Genomic DNA, 17,440 nt, shown 5'->3' with positions numbered 1-17,440 from the left:
GCCGGATTAAATAACGGCTGTTTTCCAGCCGGTCTGCGGATCGATGCGGAGGCAGCCTTATTCTGTACTTATTTCAAGCATGAGGATGGTTCTGTCATGAGGGATTCATTAGCAAGTTTAAAATGCGGTAAAAAAGCGATTCTAGGATGTCTTGTTGTTCTGCTGTTGTTTTTTACAATGGTACCTTCGGTTGGCGCAGCCGGCATCCAGGTGATTTACAATAAGAACAACTATCAGGGAAGTGCGCCTACTGACAACAATACCTATGTAAGTGGAGCAACAGTCACCGTGTTGGACAAGGGAGGGGTGTATAACGGAAGCGATCAATTCGCGGGATGGAACACGACAAGCAATGGGACCGGAACGACCTACGCGACAGGTGCGACTTTTACGATAGGAGCTGCAAGCGTTACCTTGTACGCGACTTTTTTTAATAGCGAAGACAATCCGCGCAATGTGTTATACGATGCCAACAGCGGTGATGCTACCGGTGACGTGCCAACCGATGACACCCCTTACCCCAACGGGGTCGTCGTCACACCTGTTTACGGCAATACCGGCGGTCTCGCCAGAGACGGGTATACCTTTGCAGGCTGGAATACACAAGAGGACGGAAATGGCACAAATTATACCGGCGGTTCAATGTTGACTATACCTGCGGGCAGCAGCGACTTTACTTTGTACGCGAAGTGGACTCCTGCGCCAACGACGTATACCGTGACGTATAATGACAATAACAGCGACAGCGGCAATGTGCCGGTAGACGGCGGGACGTATATGCAAGGAGCGACGGTAACCGTAAAAGACAATACAGGTTTGTTGGAAAAAGCGGGCTACACCTTCGCAGGGTGGAACACGCAAGCGGACGGGGAAGGAACGGGCTACGCCGTGGGCAGCACGCTGACGATGGGAACAGCCAACGTGATATTGTACGCGAAATGGACTCTTGTGCCGCCGACGTACACCGTGACGTATAATGACAGTAACAGCGACAGCGGCAGCGGCAATGTGCCGGTAGACGGCGGGACGTATATGCAAGGAGCGGCGGTAACCGTAAAAGACAATACAGGTTTGTTGGAAAAAGCGGGTTACACGTTCGCAGGGTGGAACACGCAGGCGGACGGGGAAGGAACGGGCTACGCCGTGGGCAGCACGCTGACGATGGGAACGACCAACGTGACATTGTACGCGAAGTGGACTCCTGTACCACCGACGTACACCGTGACGTATAACGGCAATAACAGCGACAGCGGCAATGTGCCGGTGGACGGCGGGTCGTACGTGCAAGGAGCAGCGGTAGCGGTATATGGAAACACAGGAAATCTGATGCGATCAGGCTACACCTTCGCCGGCTGGAACACGCAAGCGGACGGCAACGGAACGAGCTACGCGGCGAGCAGCACGTTGACAATGGGAACGGCAAACGTGATGTTATATGCGAAGTGGGCTCCCGTTGCGCCACCGACGTACACCGTGACGTACAGCGGCAACGGCAGCACAAGCGGTAATGCACCTGTCGATAGCGGAACATATGAGCAGGGAGTTACCGTATCGGTGTACGGAAACACAGGGAACCTGATGCGATCAGGCTACACCTTCGCCGGCTGGAACACGCAAGCGGACGGCAACGGAACGGGCTACGCCGTGGGCAGCACGCTGACGGTGGGGGCAGCCAACGTGACGTTGTATGCGAAGTGGGCTCCCGTTGTGCCACCGACGTACTCCGTGACATACAGCGACAACGGCAGCACAAGCGGCAATGCGCCTGTCGATAGCGGAACGTATGAGCAGGGAGTTACCGTAACAGTGTACGGCAACACCGGAAATCTGATGCGATCAGGCTACACCTTCGCAGGCTGGAACACGCAAGCGGACGGCAACGGAACGGGCTACGCCGTGGGCAGCACACTCACGATGGGAACGACCAACGTGACGTTGTACGCGAAGTGGACTCCCGTAGCGCCACCGACGTACACCGTGACGTACAGCGACAACGGCAGCACAAGCGGCAATGCGCCTGTCGATAGCGGAACGTATGAGCAGGGAGTTACCGTAACGGTATACGGCAACACAGGAAATCTGATACGATCAGGCTACACCTTCGCCGGCTGGAACACGCAAGCGGACGGCAACGGAACGGGCTACGCCGTGGGCAACACGCTGACGGTGGGGGCAGCCAACGTGACGTTATACGCGAAGTGGACTTATTTTGCCACATCATCGACATCATCGTCACCGGCCGCGGCTCCAGCCAACAGGCTTGTGCTGGAATCCAATCCCAATGTAACGGGCGACTCAGCTAAAACTGAGATCACCCAGATTGTGGGACAAAACTTATCCATGTCTGCCCAGCTTATGACGGTTGATGGAAAAACGCTTAATATTCCTGAATTCTCGATCAACTCGAGCGGTCAGTTTAATCTTGCCAATGTGCCTGCCGGGGAGTACAAAATCGCTTTAAGTGTTGTCGCTCCGTCAGGAGAGAAGCTCGCGGGAAAAATAGGGAAACTTACAGTGCAAAGCAATGGCAGCGCCACGCTGGAATCGGATCTGATAGACCCCTATGGCGTCATTACCGACGAGCTTACCGGAGAAAAACTTGAAGGTGTGAAGGTAAGTTTGCACTGGTTGGATACGGCCTTGAATCGTTCGAAAGGGAGAACTCCCGACGGTCTTGTCGTTTTGCCTGAATTGCCGGATTTTGCGCCTAATAAAAACCATGACCCTCAATGGAGCACCAGCGACGGAAGATACGGCTGGATGGTATTTCCGGATGGCGATTACTATATTTTAGCTGATAAAACCGGCTACGAGACGTTCGACAGCCGAAAGGATATGCGCAATGAACAACAAGGAGACGATAGTTATATCAAAGGCGGCGTCATCCATGTGGGGCAATCCATCGTACAGTACAATTTTGCAATGATATCCGGGGAAATCGAGTCCGGCGAACATCAGCCTTACATGGTTGGTTATCCCGACGGCTTATTTCATCCAGAGCGCGGAATTACCCGGTCCGAGGTAGCGGCCATTTTAAGCCGGATCATTCCGGTTTCCGCACAAGCGGCTGAAAGCCGATCTTTTCCTGATGTGGATCGATCCCATTGGGCTGCTGCAGAGATAATGACTGCGACGGAACAGCATTGGATGGAAGGTTACCAGAATGGAAACTTTGCACCTGAAAAACAAGTGACACGGGCAGAGTTGGCTCAAATTATTTTAAATGTAAAAAAGTGGGACAAAGTGAAAGAGAGCTCTTTTACCGATGTCGCTGGCCATTGGGCTGAACCGGCGATTGCTGCCGTTGAGCAGGAGGGAGTGATTTCCGGATACCCGGATGGCAGCTTCCGTCCGGACCAAATCATGGCAAGAGAAGAAGCGGTGAAAATATTTAATCATATATTGAACCGGCAAGCTCAGCCAATCAACGTTGCTCCCAAATGGCCGGATGTGCCTGAAACTCATTGGAATTACAAAGAGATCATGGAAGCTTCCGTTCAACATCATTACAAGATCTACAAAAATGGCAAAGAAGAGTGGCAGTTGAAATAAAATTGCAGAATAAGGCTTTCTTCGGACGTTTTGAAACAGTGAAACGATACGAAGGAAGTCTTTTTTTTGCGAAAAAAACAGAAACGTTTACCCTTCCTGCCGCGTCTTACATATAGGACGATGATGAACGAAAAAGAAAAGGTGAAGACGATGAAAGTATCGGCACGTTGGTTTGCAGTAACTGCCGCGGCGCTGCTTGTGATTTCCGGAGCAGCCGTCTACGAACAGCCTGCGAGTGCCGCAGGCGAAGTATCCGGCGCGTATGCCGGTATGTCCGATGCGCTGCAGAGAACACTTAAGGACGCGATGGCTGAGTACAAAAAGGAAGGCACCATACCGGCCGCTTCGCTGAACGAGCTGGCCGCCGCTAAGGAGCAGCTAATGCCTTACGCTATCAAACAGCTGTCGTTGCAGCCGGCGCCGGGGCCTTCTTCCTCCTGGAAAAATGCTACGGTGCTGCCCGATTGGCGGTTCTGGGCGGAAGCGGTGCTGCCGTGGAACGATTCCAGGCTGTTTCAACCGCTGCTGGATTGGACTTATGCGTTCCCCGTCGAATTGTACGATATGGCGCCGTATACCCGGCTGTTCGGGAGCTTGCTGACCGAGCAGAACAGGACGATCACGCTGGAACGGCTCGAAGCCGCCGATCGCAAAGGAATGCAAGTGCTGCTGCAGCTTTTGCAGGCTAAGGAATGGCTGAGCGGCGAGCAGTTAAGCGAATGGCTGGATCGTTATGCAGGCAAGCCGCAGCAGGAAGGTATCATCGACTTTTTGGATGCAAACCGTTGGACCAATCAGCAGTACGGGGATATCCTGAGGCAAAGTTATGACGCAGGCAAGCTTTCGCAGCAGCAAAAGAAAGCGGTTGTCGGCTCTATCGCCAACGGTCCGCAGTATTCGCCGGACATCCGACAGTGGCTGAGCGGCATTGCGGTTTCGGCTGAAGCAGGACAAACTTCGATCGAGCAGGAAATCGACCAGCAGCTTGTGCTGCGGCACGGGGACCGCGCAGCGGCGGAAAGGCTGTATCGCAGCGGGTTGGCGAAGGGTTACCTCGTTCCCCTAAACGGCAGGGTCGAGAAGGTGCTGGCAGACATGTATCCGGACGGAGAATTGGCGGCAGGCATCCGGCAATATGAAGCGATTCGCGGCAAGCCTTATTTCTACGGATTAGCCGATGACTGGTACAGTTCGGAAGGGCTCGATTTTGCCAATCCCGAACAAGCGATCAAGCCGTGGCAGGAATTTATAGAGAAATATCCGCAGCACCCTGCAGCGGACGACGCGGCATACCGTCTGGCCCGCTGTTACCAGCTGTCGGGCCGCGGCGAGCAAGCGTTGTATTGGTTAAACCAAGCGGCGCAGCTCGGTGATCGCGACCTTGGTTACGATGCCCGGGGTATGCTGCTGTTTACGCTGGATGTGGAGATGTCTCCGGAATCGCTGGCCGCCGTTGATACGCAGGTACTGCCATCCTGGCTCAAACCGTGGGTGGAGTATTCCGGAGCGGTCGAAACGATGAGAGCCGGACAATACCGGGAAGCGGCCAATAAGCTGCAAGCTTTTATCGATACATATGACGGGAACGATCTTTTTGAACAAGCGTATGCGTACAGTCGGGAAGATACGGCGGAATACATAGAACCGGAAGCCGCTTATCCGTTCTGGGAAAAAGTGAAAGAGCAGCAGAAGCTGACGGAGCGGATCGCCGTACTGGCTGAGGCGGTCGATCGGGCCGCTGGATCGGAGCAAGCCGACAAGCGATACGCGCTGGCTGCCGCCATATACCGTGAGCCGCTGCTTTATTACAACCATTTGTGGCGGGAAACACGGCAAGGATTTTTCTGGTTTGGTCACATCAAGGAGATGGACTATTACGAGCCGCTTGACCGGTATATCGGGCGGTTTAACCATCTGGCGCAGGCCATCGAACAGTTTAAGCAAATCGATCTCGCGCAAGCGAGCAAGCAAACGGCGGCCAAGACGTTGTTTTCGATAGCTTTAAGCTACAGCAAGCTGTCGTATTTTAGCGAAGAAGTATCTTTTTATATGTCGGGAGTCAAGCTGAACGAATATGTCGCACAGTATGCCAATGAGCTGATTGAACGCGATCCCGGTTCCGAGCTGGCGGATGACGCACTTATGCTGATTTATTATCATACCCAGGATAAACGGTACTTGGAACAGGTCGTCTCCGATTACGCCGATGGCGACAAAGCGGGCGAAGCGCAGAAACTGCTGAAGGAGCTGGCGGAAAAAGAACAAACCCAGGAGCACCCCGCGTATTGGCGTTACGTCGACGGCTACGGGGTCCGGTCCGAGCGGCTGGATCCGGACGACGGCCGATTGCCCGAATCCGTGCAGCGCTGGGTTCGCGAACATCGCGCAGAGCCGTATCACGGCACCATGGAAGATGGGGACTGGACTTACGTGCTTCTGACTGCCGATGAGGGCAAGGTGCTGAGTTATATGTATATCGGGAGCGCGGCTTCCCGGATGCAGGTATCGTCAAACGAAACTCCGGCCCCTCTCGATACGAAGCTGCCGCGCGTGATGCTGGAGAGGGTCAAGACGAAGTTTGTGCCTGCCGGGGAGTGGACTTGGAAAATATACAATAATTAACTAGGAGGCGTTATTTGCAAGTTGTAGTGCGCCAATATACAGAAGAACCTTTCACGCCTTCATTACGGCGCGGGAGGTTCTTTTTGCTCGTTCGTGCCTTATATAGGATCGGGAAACTGTTGGTGTTTATGCATAGTTTCATACAGGTTACCGGATGCTATAACTATAACTTTTCTTATAAAGGAAATTATTACTAAAATTATTGATGAAAGCTGTCACCGGATATACATATTCTTAGGGATAATAGGTGCATTTTTTTAACCATAGGAAGGAAAAAGTTGAATTATGTCGAATATGTTTAAGTTTGAATTAACAACCAGACTATCGGGAGGGTAACATCAGCATGAAAAAAGGTACGTTATTGGCTTTAACCGCGGTATTATGCATTTCTACCGCACTTGCGGGCTGCGGCAAAAAGGAACCCGCTCCGGCTCCGGGAAATGCGGCGGCTCCGGCTCCTGCTAAAACGGAAGCGGTATCGGTGGATGTCGGCATGCTCAAGCTGGCAAGCTCTGCGCCACTATTTATCGGGATCGAAAAAGGCTTCTTTAAGGAAGAAAACATCGACGCCAAAGCCAAATGGTTTGACGCGGCGCAGCCGATCGCTGTTGCTACAGCCGGCGGCAGTGTGGATGTGGGCGCAACAGGCATTACCGCAAGCTTGTACAACATGGTTGCCGGCGGGCAGAAGCTGCTTATCGTCGCCGACAAAGGCAGAGAACAGAAGGGATACTCCTCGACAGCGCTGCTTGTACACAAAGATTCACCGATCAAAGCAATCGAAGAGTTGAAAGGCAAGAAAGTCGGCATTACGCAAACAGGCTCCACTTACCATTACATGATCGGCAGAATGCTCGAAAAACACGGGCTGACGCTGAAAGATATTGAATTGGTTCCGCTGAACAGCATTAGCGGATTGATGGAATCGCTGAAGAGCAAGCAAGTCGACGCCGTCATGCTGAACGAACCAAACATCACGGCAGTGGTGAAGGAAGGTTACGGCAAGGTTGTTGCGCAAGTGGGCGACGAGATGGATTACCAAACGTCCGGGCTGTTCTTCTCGCCGAAGCTGGCAGGCAATAAAGATACGGCTGTCCGTTTCTTGAAAGCATACGTGAAGTCGACGCGTTACTACTACGATGCCGTTTTGGTGAAAAAAGACGGCAAGCTCGTACCGGGAGCCAACTTCGACGAGGTTGTCAAAATTATCGCCAAATACACGGGCCAACCGGAAGAAACCGTAAAACAAGGTCTTCCTTACATGGACCGCGACGGCAAGCTGCTTGCCGAAGATATCAAAACCCAAGTGGATTGGTACGCCAAAGAAAAGCTGATCGAGAAAACTATCGATACGAAGACAATCGTGAACACGGAGCTGCTGGATCAAGCGATTGCCCAATCGGGGAAATAACGCCATGAGAATCGTCGTAGATAACGTGGAGAAGCGTTTTATCGACGCGAAAAAACATGAAGTAACCGCCTTGCGCAACATTAATTTCGCGATCGAAAATCAGGAATTTGTCGTCTTGGTAGGTCCAAGCGGCTGCGGGAAATCGACGCTGCTCAATATTGTCGGGGGATTGATGTCCCCGACCGGCGGCGAGGTGTATTTCGAAGGTTTGTCTTCGGGCAAACCTCCCCGGCTTGGCATCGTGTTTCAGGAAATCGCTTTGTTTCCGTGGCGTACTGTTTATGAGAACGTCATTTTTGGACTGGAAGAGCAGGGTGCCAGCAAAAAGGAGCAGCAGGAGAAAGGCAAACATTACATCGAGATGGTGGGTTTGTCGGGTTTCGAGACGGCTTTTCCGAAACAGCTGTCGGGCGGCATGCGCCAGCGGGCCGGTATCGCCAGAGCGCTGGCCGTGGAACCCGATCTGCTGCTGATGGACGAACCGTTCTCCGCGCTTGACGCGCAGACGCGCACCTTGATGCAGGAGGAACTGCTCGCCATCTGGAACCGCACTCGTCTGAGCACGTTGTATGTGACGCACAACATTCAGGAAGCCGTATATTTGGCCGACCGGGTTATCGTGTTGTCCCGGCATCCGGGCCAAATTAAAGAAATCATCAAGATCGATCTGCCAAAGACGGGCAGGGATCAAGATGAACACCGGGCCGCTTTCGAGCGGTATGCCGATCAAATCTGGCAGCTGATCCGGCATGACGCCCAGGAAGCGCTGAAGGAGGGATAGCATGAGTCAACCATCAAATCATAACACGGCTGATCCGGCTGTCCGTTCCGCGGCGCAAGGGCATCAAGAACGCCATACGATCCGCAACCGCGTGTCTTTTTTGGATCAAAAAATACCCGGGTACGCTTCGGCGCTGGGCATTGTCGTGATTCTTGTGCTGTGGGAAATCGTTTGCCGGGCAGGCCTGATTCCGCCGCTGTTTTTGCCCGCTCCGTCGGCCATCATTATGGACGGCTGGGACATGCTTACCAGCGGGGAATTGCACGCCAATATTTTGGCGAGCTTGTACCGGATCGCGATCGGGTACGCAATCGGCGCCGTTTGCGGCATCGTGTTTGGCCTGATCTTGGGATTCTCTCGTTGGGTAGACGCGGTGTTTACGCCAATCGTCTATTCGATCTACCCGATTCCGAAGATCGCGCTGCTGCCGCTTATTATTTTGTGGCTGGGCATCGGGGAAACGCCGAAGTTTACGATGATTGCGCTGGGGGTATTTTTCCCGGTCGTTATCAACACCTTCTCCGGTGTGAAAAACGTCGATCCGATCTGGATCAAAGCGGCGGTCACCTTTGGTTCAAGCCGCTTTAACGTCATTCGCAAGGTCATCTTGCCGGGTTCGCTGCCGATGATTTTCGCCGGATTGAAGCTCGCCGCGGGCACCTCGCTGCTGCTGCTTGTTTCCGCGGAAATGATCGCTTCCCAGCAAGGCTTAGGTTCCATGATCCTGCATTACGGGAACCTGATGATCACCTCGAAGCTGATGGTCGGCGTGTTGATCCTTTCTATCCTTGGCCTGCTGTTCAACCGTGCGCTGCAATGGCTGGAGCGCAAGCTGCTGCCTTGGAAATAAGCCGCGTAATGTAGCAGTGAACGCCCGCCGTTCGGTTAAATCCGACGGCGGGCGTTTTTTTGCGCTTGAGAGGCTCCTTTTTCTCGTCTGAGCCGGCCTTTTATTTGTCATTGCCGCCGCTGAGCATCGCGATAAAACGCTCCACCGGCAGCGGCAGCGACACATCGCGGCGTACGGCGATGCCGATAGTGCGGGGCGGGAGCGGCTTCACGGGCCGCAGCTCGACGAGCAGCCCGGCTTCCAATTCCTGCCGGACGAACGAGCGCGTGACGAAGGCCACGCCGAAACCGCGCAGCGCGAGCTCCACCAGCAGATCGACGCTGCCCAGCTCGATGTCGGCTGAGGCGGAGATGCCCTGGGCGGCGAACCACATCTCCACATACTGACGTGTGCTGCTCCCCGCTGATAACATCAGCAGCGGCAGCGCGGCAAGCTCCTCGGCTGTCAGCTCACAGCTGGCCCGATCGCGGTATGAGGCTCCCGCGACAAAAACATCCTCGATCGTACGCAAAGGGCGGACGTCGAGCTGTGCGTCGCTCAAAGGCAGATGTACGATGCCGCAGTCGATCTGGCCGTCCTTAAGCCGGCGGGCGATGTCCGCCGTTTTGCCGTGGGACAGGCAGATGCGGACATTGGGGTAACAGGCGCGAAAATCGTCGAGATACGGCAGCAGCAGATGCTTAAACAGCGAATCGCTCGCACCTACGCGCAGCTCGCCCGCTTCCAGCCGCTTCAAGGCGAGCAGCTTGCTTTCCGCGGATTGCAGCAGCGCCAGCGAGCTTTCCACATAGTCAAGCAGCGCTTTGCCTTCTTCGGTCAGCTCGACGCCTTTGGACAACCTGTGAAACAGCTTTAAGCCAAACGATTCCTCCAGCTGCTTAATCGCATAACTGACCGAGGGCTGCGTAATGTACAGCTCTTGCGCCGCTTTCGTCAAGTTTCCCGCTTTGGCCGTATGCCAGAAGATGCGGTACCATTCCAGATTGATCATGATATAAAACCTCTCTATGACAGAGTTTGGATATTGTGATTTCATCTATTTCTTGCTTCTCATTATAATCAAACTTACAAGGTGAAAACAATATGGGAGGATGGATGAAAATGACGCAGGAATCGTCACAGGAGTTTGTATATGAAGCGGATATGCAGGCAAGATCCCCTTGGTCGGGATACCACGGCAAGCGGGAGGTTATCGTGTCGCCGGCAACCGGGCCGGTGTGCGGAGAACTGACTGTACCCGGCAGCAAAAGCTTAACCAACCGTGCGCTGATCATTGCCGCGCTGGCGGATGGCGTGTCCGAGCTGACAGGCATTTTGCGCAGCGACGATTCGTATTGGTGCCTGGAAAGCTTGCGCAAGCTGGGCGTTCAAGCGATGGTCGAAGGAGATAAAGCTACCGTCATCGGGGAGAAAGGCAGATGGCCGGTTGCAGCCGGAGAACTCTATGTCGGGGCGGCCGGTACGGTAGCGCGTTTCTTGCCCGCTGCGCTGGCAGCCGCTCAAGGATCATGGAGGCTGACCGGAAGCCGCCGCATGAGCGAACGGCCGCTTGCCCCGCTGCTGAATGCCCTGGCGGGCTTAGGCGCGCGAATTCATTACGAGTCCGCGGAAGGCTGCTTGCCGCTGCGGCTCGAAGCGGACGGACTCGCCGGGGGAGAAACGGCGCTGCCGGGCTCCGTATCAAGCCAATATATTAGCGGGCTGCTAATCGCTGCGCCTTACGCCAAACGGCCGCTGACGCTTCGCATCGACGGGCAGGTCGTGCAGCGGGATTATGTCGAAATGACTCTTGATATGATGCGGGCGTTTGGAGTAGAACCGTATATTAGCGGCGATGGCCAATCCTTTGTCATCGAACCCGGGGAATATCAAGCGCGTTCGCTGCGGTTAGAGCCGGATGTGTCGACGTGCGGTTACTTTTGGGCGCTGGCGGCCCAGACGAACGGGCGAGTTCGGGTTCGCGGGATCAACGCGCAAACACGCCAGCCGGACATCGAGCTGCTTGATGTTCTGGAGAAAATGGGCTGCAGCGTGACCCGCGGCGGCGATTTTATCGGGATGTCCGGCCCGGCCCGGCTTAAAGGCGGCTTCACCGTCAGCATGAAGCGATGGTCCGACCAGACGCTGACGTTGGCCGCGCTGGCGGTTTTTGCCGACGCGCCGATTACTATGACCGACGCCGCTCACATCCGGCATCACGAATGCGACCGGATTGCCGCGATATGCCGGGAGCTTCGCAAACTGGGCATCCAAGCCGACGAGCATCCCGATGGGCTCACCGTACATCCGGGCATGCCCCGGCCGGTGCTGCTGGACCCGCATGACGACCATCGGATGGCGATGGCGTTATCCCTGATCGGCGTGAAAGCCGGCGGCATCCGCATCGCCAATCCGGGCTGCGTATCCAAGACGTGCCCGGACTATTTCGACAGGCTGCAAACGCTTGGCGTGCCGGTCTTTTGGAGGTCGTAATAAGCCGAACCGGACGTAAGTTTTTCCGGCAGATTCACAATCCGCCCAATGGGACGGCATGCAGCTTCGGCTTTTTGATGAAAACCAAAATGTGACTTCCGTGATCCCTTAAATTACCAGCAAAAAGCCACTTTTAATGGAATGCGTTTTCAACGATAATAAAGGGAGATCCACATATATTAGGCAGTTCGGGAGACGAAGACGCATGATAAAAAAAGTAGTTGTATTCGCTGTGTTGTTCACCGCCGGATTTACGGCAATCGCTCCAAATACGGCGATGTCTCCCATCATGGCGTCAAGCGCCATCGATAAATATGTAGTGACGGCCCACCGCGGAAGCTCAGGTTCCGCGCCGGAAAATACGCTCAGCGCGTTCCGTAAAGCCGCCGAGACGGGAGCGGGTTATTCCGAACTGGATGTACAGGAAACCGCAGACGGCGTTGTCATGGTTATGCATGACGACAATGTGCGCAGAACGACGGGTATCAACAAAAATATGTGGGATATTGAGTCCGGCGAGCTGAAGAAAGCAAGCGCGGGCGCCTGGTACGGAGCGGCTTTTCAAGATGAAAGAGTCCCGACCCTCGAGGAAACGATCGCTGCGGTAAAAGGCAAAACAAGGCTGAACATCGAGCTGAAAAACAACGGACATCAACAACGGTTGGCCGAAAAAACGGTGAAGCTGATTGAGGATGCCGGATTCGTCAAGGATTGTACGATCACCTCGTTTGACGTGAATCTGATCCGGCAAGTCAAAGCGATCAACCGGGCGATCAAAACCGGACTGATCGTCGGCGAGAAACCGCGAAAAAATCCCGAGCAGCTGTTTGAAAGCGGAGATTACGACGTGCTCAGCGCCGCTTACCCGCTTATCGATAAAGCTTTTATGCAGTCGGCCGCGGCACACCATAAGGAAGTGTACGCCTGGACCGTCAACGATAAAGCCCGTATGCACCAGATGCTTGATTTGGGCGTCAACAGCGTGATTACGAATTATCCCGAGCAGCTGATCGAAGTGTTAAAAGAGCGGGGAGCCCGTGATTAACCTCCCTCAGAAGCAGTTCGGCTAATGAACATTAATCAAAATCAAGCTATCCGATCAGGGCCGCTGCCCTGGTCTTTTTGTTCTTCGCCCTGTGCTCGGTTGTCCACGTCGACATATCGCGGATTCACGTTACCAGCAAGGGAAACCTGCTGCTCCGGCAAAGACAACAGTTTCTTTGCCCGATTAGAGGGGAGCTGGTACAAAGCGGGAAAGGAACAAGAAACTTCTTGGCTGTTTTAGCTATTGTGCCCATGCTGCGCATATTCATCTTGTACGTTCACCGTAAAACAAGCTATACTTTTCAAAAAAGAATGAAGAGTCCTCGCAATCCTCGGACAATACCTCTCTTAACACGAAATGGTGGAGATGCGCTTGAGGCCGTTCAGCCTTCGTACAAAATTAATCGTGTCATCGTTGATCCTGATCCTGATACCGATTTTTGGCGTCGGTATTTATTCGTACAATGCTTTTGAAAGCGTCCTCAGCAAGCAGACCTTCGCCACCGCTTCCGACCGGCTGCATCAGGTCAATATCAATATCGAACGGGAGATGAGGGCGATGATGAATGCTTCCAACTCCGTCGTATTGGATGACCGCATACACGCCGTGCTGATTCATCCTCCGAATACGGAGCGGCAGACGATCGACAGCGTGGATCAGGTGGATAAGAAGGTTCTGGAAATTTCCACAGCGATCATTACCGACCCGGTGTTTATTACGGTCATGGATAATTTTGGCAACTTGTACACCAACTGGTTCCAATCGGAGGGGGCATACGAGCGGATCCGGGCTGCCGATTTTTACCGAAAAGCGCAGCAGTTGAACGGGTACATGTCCTGGACGCTTAACCATCCCAATTACGTCAGCGATAAAAGCGAAAATCTGGTGACTCTCGCCATGGTGATCAAGGAAAAGACATCGTCGAGAAATATCGGTACGCTCATTATCAGCGAACCGGTAAGCCATTATGCGGATATTTTGCGGGCTACCAATTTACCGTACCGCAATTTCGGATTTATGATGGATGCGGACGGGCATATTTTGGCAGAGGACCCCCAGTGGGTCAACAGCGTCTATCCTTCCATTTTACGGGATATGCAGATGAGGCGAAGCTCCTATACGGCGGAGGCGAACGGCGAGCAGGTGGACGTCGCTACCGATTTTATTCCATTGTCGGATTGGCTTGTTGTACAAGCGGTGCATCACAAAGATGTGTTTAAACCAATTCAGCAAATCCGGGATGTCGCGGTGAGTCTGCTGCTCATTTGTGTGGCGATTTTTATCGCGATCCTGATTATACAATCGAATATGTTTACTTCATCGATTCGAAAACTGCAAGGCACAATGCGAAAAGTAGAGGAAGGCAATCTGGATGTGGCGGTCGATATCCGTTCCCTCGATGAGGTGGGATGGCTCGGCAAAAGCTTTAACCGCATGGTCAGGCGGCTCGGACATTACATCGAACGGGAGATCGAGCTGGAGCGAAGCAAGGAAAACGCCAAGCTGGAGGCGCTGCAAGCCCAAATCAATCCGCATTTTCTGCACAATACGATCAATACGATCAAGTGGATGTCGATTATGGCCGGTACGAAGCCGATCACCGAAATGTTGCTTTCTTTGGGACATTTGTTGAACATGAGCATACATAGGGGGCAGGAGGCGATCACGGTTCGGGAGGAATTGGACAATGTGCGGTATTTCATGACGATCCAGAAATACCGGTTCGGCGATACGATCGAGATTACGGAGGACGTCGATCCCGAAACGTTGGACGCTTATGTGCCCAAGCTGTCGCTGCAGCCGTTGGTGGAGAACGTGTACCAACATGGCCTTTTTATCAATGGGGGTAAAATGATCATTCGCACGCGCATCGTGCAGGATGAAATCGTGCTTGAAGTAAGCGACAACGGGGTCGGCTTGACCGAAGCGCGGATCAAGGAGTTGGAGGGGCATTTATCCGGGATGGACAGGGACGGATTATTTTCCGGAATTGGGCTGAAAAATGTGCACCGTCGCATTCAAATCATGTTTGGGCCGACGTACGGTCTGCGAATCGAGCAAGGCGAAGGTGACTTAAATACAAGTATTTCCATACATTTTCCATACCGGAGGGATCTGCATGAGCTTGCGTCTGGTCGTGATCGATGATGAAATTTTGGTCAGGAAGGGCATTATCTCCAGCGTCGAATGGGAACGGTACGGAATCGAAATTGCGGGGGAAGCGCCGGACGGCAAAAGCGCCTTGGAGCTCATTAGGAGCACGAAACCGCACATCGTGCTGACGGATATCCGCATGCCGCACATGGACGGTCTGGAGATGATACGCTGCATTCGCAGCGAGCTGCCGGAAACGAAAATTTTTATATTGAGTGTTCTTGACGATTTTCAAACTGTCAGGGAGGCCCTCCGGCTCGGCGTAGTCGATTATATTCCGAAGCTGTCGATGACGCCGGATGAACTGCTGCAGGTTGTTCTGAGCGTGACGGACACATTGGATGCGGAACCTCCTGCCGCGGCAGCCAAGCCCGCAGTGAAGCCGCTTGTTGCGGAAGATGCGAATCATCAGGAGCCACAGCGCAGCGCGTTTAACGGAGTTCCTTCCCAATCGGAGGGGGCAGAGGCGGGGCACGGACTAGAGGAACGGGAAGCCGAAGCGGAGACACAGAGATCCCGGACAGACTCGCTGGGGCAGATGTCGCAGGCGCGGTCGACGTCGCAAATGGCCTCGGCGGTACAGGCAACATCGCAGATGTCGCGTCTGCTGCATCCGCTGCAGACGGCCCCTTCGGTACAGCCACCGCAGACGTCCCAGACGGACTCGCCGGGGCAGCCACCACAGATGCCGCAAATGGCCTTGCCGTCACAAACTCCGCAGTCGACCTCACCGACGCCGCGGCTTGCCCCGGCGAGCAACGCCAATCAGGCGTTTATGCCAAAAGAGGCGATAACCGCTTATTTCGCCGCTTTGGACACAGATACGGAAGCCGCGGCCGACCGGGCGTTCCAAAAGTTGTTTCCGGAACGGCTCACCGAACAAATCCCGCCGGCGGCCGTCCGCGACGAGATTTATTACTGGGTGTCCACCGTAAACTTATATGTCAAGGATCGCGGCGGCAATCTGCACACGGCGTTGTCCGGGGTGTCTCCTTTTGAGGAATTGGGCCGCTTGCAGACATACCCGGACATTCGCGAATGGTGCCTTCGCCTGCACGATATGCTGAAATCGATGCTGCTTGTGCTGCGCAGCGCTCACCGCAGGGAGATCCGAAAAGCGATCGATTATGTACGCGCGAACTATATGCTGCCGATCCGGGTGAAAGAAATCGCCCAGTGGGTGCACTTAAGCGAGAACTATTTCAGCAATGTATTTGCCAAAGAGACCGGCAAGCCGTTTATTCAATTTCTTCAGGAAATACGGGTGGACGAAGCCAAGCGGCTGCTGAAAGAAGAAACGCACGATTGGCCTCTGATCGGCGAAAAGGTAGGCTTTGAGAGTCCAAAGTATTTTACAAAAGTATTCAAGAAATTTACCGGCGTAACCCCCAAACAATATGCCAAAACAAGGAATTGAATGCGCTGTCAAAGAATTTGCGGCGTTTTCGTAGAATCGGAGCATTTTTCCGCGGCAGCCTCCCGTAACTTCAAACGATGTGTGCCCAATTCGAAGGAATGGGCATTTTTTTCATTCGCCGCTTTGTTTAACATAGGTAACAAAGGGGGGACATGATTGAATTTAAAACATCGGCAGATTGAAACGTTTTCCGGGTGGTTGTTTATCCTTCCGAGTGTGCTGGGATTTGGGCTGCTTACAGTGCTGCCGATCCTTTTTTCGCTGGTAATCAGCTTTACGGAATGGAACTTTTTGAAAGGGCTTGACGGCTTCCGGTTTGTCGGCCTCGATAATTTCGCCAAAATGTGGAGCGACCGCTGGTTTACGGACAGCTTGCGGAACAATGCGGTATTTACGGCGGTTACGGTTCCTTTGACGATGGCGTTGTCGCTGTTCACGGCGATTGGACTAAACAGCGGTTCGTTTTTGAAAAAACCGATCCGGCTGATGGTTTTTATGCCGTACATTTCAAGCATTGTGGCGATATCGATCGTCTGGGGTGTATTGTATAATCCGTCCCAAGGCCCGATTAACGCCTTCCTGCACGGCATCGGCATCGCCGATCCCCCGAAATGGCTCGCAAGCTCCGCATGGGCGCTGCCTTCGATCATGATCATGAGTATCTGGTCCAATATCGGCTACAACATGGTCATTTATTTGGCGGGATTGCAAAATATCCCCAAAGATTTATACGAAGCGGCGAAAATCGACGGCGCCGGGCCCGTCGCCTGTTTTGCCAACGTGACGCTGCCGCTGCTGTCGCCGACCTCTTTTTTCGTGCTGATCACCTGCATGATTCATTCGTTCCAAGTGTTTGGCGCCGTATTTATTATGACCCAAGGAGGGCCGGGTTCTTCGACAAGCGTTCTGACCTATTACATTTACCAGGTCGGCTTCAGCTTTTACGATATGGGTTACGCCTCGGCGATGGCATGGTTTTTGTTCCTGCTTATCCTGCTGGTTACCGCGGTGCAGTGGCGCGGGCAAAAAAGATGGGTTAATTATTAGGAGCCTGCAGGGCGAAAACAATTTGCGAATATGTATTCATGGCTGTGGTAATTACGGAAAAGGGAAGGCACTCCACCGCCAATGAAAAC

Annotated in this window: 11 protein-coding genes; 10 read left to right on the top strand and 1 reads right to left on the bottom strand. The window is 53.6% G+C overall.

The window, feature by feature from the left end:
* The first annotated feature begins 96 nt into the window (after positions 1-96).
* The 5 genes from EYB31_RS31700 (at position 97) to EYB31_RS31680 (ending at position 9,216) form a co-directional block, all read left to right on the top strand.
* On the top strand, positions 97-3,552 hold the full coding sequence (locus EYB31_RS31700) for an InlB B-repeat-containing protein (RefSeq protein WP_131017509.1): 3,456 nt from the start codon (positions 97-99) through the stop codon (positions 3,550-3,552).
* Between the two features lie 120 nt (positions 3,553-3,672).
* Entirely contained in the window at positions 3,673-6,174 is a 2,502-nt protein-coding gene (locus EYB31_RS31695) for a tetratricopeptide repeat protein (protein ID WP_131017508.1), read from the top strand.
* A gap of 343 nt (positions 6,175-6,517) precedes the next feature.
* Positions 6,518-7,585, top strand: a complete 1,068-nt coding sequence (locus EYB31_RS31690; RefSeq protein ID WP_131017507.1) for an ABC transporter substrate-binding protein — start codon at positions 6,518-6,520, stop codon at positions 7,583-7,585.
* Positions 7,586-7,589: 4 nt separating this feature from the next.
* Positions 7,590-8,366, top strand: a complete 777-nt coding sequence (locus EYB31_RS31685) for an ABC transporter ATP-binding protein (protein ID WP_131017506.1) — start codon at positions 7,590-7,592, stop codon at positions 8,364-8,366.
* Position 8,367: 1 nt separating this feature from the next.
* A complete protein-coding gene (locus EYB31_RS31680; RefSeq protein WP_131017505.1) occupies positions 8,368-9,216 on the top strand; it encodes an ABC transporter permease in 849 nt (282 codons plus the stop codon).
* A 100-nt stretch (positions 9,217-9,316) separates the two neighbouring features.
* On the opposite strand, the gene EYB31_RS31675 is transcribed toward EYB31_RS31680, so the two are convergent.
* On the bottom strand, positions 9,317-10,207 hold the full coding sequence (locus EYB31_RS31675) for a LysR family transcriptional regulator (RefSeq protein ID WP_131017504.1): 891 nt from the start codon (positions 10,205-10,207) through the stop codon (positions 9,317-9,319).
* Between the two features lie 104 nt (positions 10,208-10,311).
* On the opposite strand from EYB31_RS31675, the gene aroA reads away from it, so the two are divergent.
* The 5 genes from aroA to EYB31_RS31650 all read left to right on the top strand — a co-directional run bounded on the left by aroA (position 10,312) and on the right by EYB31_RS31650 (position 17,351).
* On the top strand, positions 10,312-11,688 hold the full coding sequence (gene aroA, locus EYB31_RS31670) for a 3-phosphoshikimate 1-carboxyvinyltransferase (RefSeq protein ID WP_240763087.1): 1,377 nt from the start codon (positions 10,312-10,314) through the stop codon (positions 11,686-11,688).
* Positions 11,689-11,893: 205 nt separating this feature from the next.
* On the top strand, positions 11,894-12,733 hold the full coding sequence (locus tag EYB31_RS31665; protein ID WP_131017503.1) for a glycerophosphodiester phosphodiesterase: 840 nt from the start codon (positions 11,894-11,896) through the stop codon (positions 12,731-12,733).
* 405 nt (positions 12,734-13,138) lie between these two features.
* Complete coding sequence (locus EYB31_RS31660; protein WP_165452716.1) at positions 13,139-14,881, top strand: sensor histidine kinase; 1,743 nt, start codon at positions 13,139-13,141, stop codon at positions 14,879-14,881.
* Positions 14,853-16,304, top strand: coding sequence for a response regulator (locus EYB31_RS31655; protein ID WP_131017501.1), 1,452 nt, complete (start codon positions 14,853-14,855; stop codon positions 16,302-16,304). Before EYB31_RS31660 ends, EYB31_RS31655 begins: the two co-directional genes overlap by 29 nt.
* A 156-nt stretch (positions 16,305-16,460) precedes the next feature.
* A complete protein-coding gene (locus EYB31_RS31650) occupies positions 16,461-17,351 on the top strand; it encodes a carbohydrate ABC transporter permease (RefSeq protein ID WP_131017500.1) in 891 nt (296 codons plus the stop codon).
* The last annotated feature ends 89 nt before the right edge of the window (positions 17,352-17,440 follow it).

Source organism: Paenibacillus thalictri (genome assembly GCF_004307995.1).
Classification (GTDB): Bacteria; Bacillota; Bacilli; order Paenibacillales; family NBRC-103111; genus Paenibacillus_AF; species Paenibacillus_AF thalictri.
The sequence above is the reverse complement of the archived record's forward strand: the minus strand, read 5'-3'. Positions and strand labels throughout refer to the sequence as shown.